This window comes from Nonomuraea sp. NPDC005692 (assembly GCF_040631115.1).
In the GTDB taxonomy this organism is placed as follows: Bacteria; Actinomycetota; Actinomycetes; order Streptosporangiales; family Streptosporangiaceae; genus Nonomuraea.
Window position 1 is genome coordinate 1 of sequence record NZ_JBEXYU010000090.1, and the last position, 1,348, is coordinate 1,348.

Genomic DNA, 1,348 nt, shown 5'->3' on the forward strand with positions numbered 1-1,348 from the left:
GTCCCACTACCGGCGCCTCCATCAGACCCGCGCCCGAGCCAGCCACTACAGAAGACATCGACTGAAACATCTCAAAGCCTCGCTGTAGTACTAGGCGCACATCCGTGGCAGGATCAGCGCATGGTGGTGAAGCTTCCCCCCGGGGGCGCGGCCAAGGCCGCGATCGCCGACATTTACAACGCCGAGGACAAAGACCAGGCTGCCAAGGCCATCAAGACATTCGAGCGGCAGTACGGTGCGAAGTTCCCCAAGGCCGTCAAGAAGATCGTCGATGACGCGGACGTGCTGCTGACGTTCTACGACTACCCGGCCGAACACTGGATCCACCTGCGCACCACCAACCCGATCGAGTCGACCTTCGCCACCGTCCGACTACGCACCAAGGTCACCCGCGGTGCCGGCTCCCGCGCGGCAGCCCTGGCAATGACGTTCAAGCTCATCGAGTCCGCCCAACAACGCTGGCGCTCGATCAACGCGCCCCACCTGGTCGCTCTCGTGCGTGCCGGAGCCCGCTTCGAACGCGGCGTCCTCGTCGAGCGCGATGAGGTCACCGCAGCATGACCAGTCCCGCGGGACGCCCGCTGCTCTTCCTCGACGTCGACGGACCGCTGCTCCCGTTCGGTGAGGACCCTCATGGTGAACCGCTGGCCGCCACACCCGAATCGCACTTGGCGCGGCTCACCGCCGAGGTGGGGCGTCGGTTGGCGGCGCTGCCCTGCGATCTCGTCTGGGCCACCACCTGGGAAGAGGAGGCGAACGTCGAGATAGCACCCCGGATCGGGCTGCCACGTCTGCCAGTCGTGACCTGGCCGGAGCCATCCGACGCGCATGAACGCGAGGATCAATGGTTCAGGCTCTGCTGGAAGACCCGGACCTTGGTGACCTGGGCGGCCGGACGCCCGTTCGCCTGGGTCGACGACGAGATCACCGACGCCGATCGCAACTGGGTCTCCACGCGCCACAGCGGCCGAGCACTCCTTCACCACGTGGAATCATTCCGAGGACTCGTCGACGAAGACTTCACCGTCCTCGATCAATGGCTTCGAGTCCAGTGATTCAATCATCCGCGATCCACAGGATTTGACAATTGCTCTCTTGTCGCGGCTTGTCCTCAACGTCGGAAGGCGCCCTAGCGTGGGCACCGAGCGCGGCCAGCGCGGCCGAGAGGGAAATGGCGCTAGGCGCCGGCGGGGCGTCCCGGGAGGTAATTGCAGCACGAAATGATCTCCACAGGGAAGACACCGTGTCGGGGTGGGGTCAGACATCCCTGGACGTTTGTTGTCAAGCAGCGAGGTCGTTTGATCGGTGCGACCAGGCGGTTGCCTGGTCGTAGGGGCTGTGGGTTTTG

General features: G+C 64.8%; 1 protein-coding gene and 1 pseudogene. Both read left to right on the forward strand.

What is annotated here, in order from left to right; translation table 11 throughout:
- Window positions 1–150: 150 nt before the first annotated feature.
- Window positions 151–561: pseudogene (locus ABZ459_RS52735) on the forward strand (transposase); the annotation flags it as partial.
- Complete coding sequence (locus tag ABZ459_RS52740) at window positions 558–1,055, forward strand: HAD domain-containing protein (RefSeq protein ID WP_357989106.1); 498 nt, start codon at window positions 558–560, stop codon at window positions 1,053–1,055. The pseudogene ABZ459_RS52735 and the gene ABZ459_RS52740, both read left to right, overlap by 4 nt.
- Window positions 1,056–1,348: the final 293 nt, after the last annotated feature.

Bases quoted from the DNA above. Each gene is read 5' to 3' on its own strand.
- ABZ459_RS52740 (WP_357989106.1), top strand. From the start codon at position 558: ATGACCAGTCCCGCGGGACGCCCGCTGCTCTTCCTCGACGTCGACGGA.